At 38.4% G+C, this 203-nt stretch carries 1 protein-coding gene; it reads left to right on the top strand.

Annotated elements, in window-relative coordinates; all coding sequences use genetic code 11:
- Positions 1–203: transposase (locus tag COE25_RS32520; RefSeq protein WP_142354473.1), on the top strand; the 203-nt coding region annotated here is incomplete at both ends.

Here is a 203-nt window from a genome sequence, read left to right as displayed (position 1 = left end):
GAAATTGGTGAGATTGATCGATTTACTCACCCTAAAAAACTCGTAGCATTTGCCGGAATTGACCCTAGTATCTTTGAATCTGGCAGGTTTAAAGGAAATGTAAACAAAATAACTAAAAGAGGTTCGAGTAGGCTAAGGCGTGCCTTATATTTGGCGGTTAAATGTGCCATTCGTGATTGTCGTAAAAAGAAAATGACCCAAGA

It is taken from the genome of Bacillus sp. AFS031507 (assembly GCF_002584635.1).
GTDB lineage: Bacteria > Bacillota > Bacilli > Bacillales > Cytobacillaceae > Neobacillus.
The sequence above is the reverse complement of the archived record's forward strand: the minus strand, read 5'-3'. Positions and strand labels throughout refer to the sequence as shown.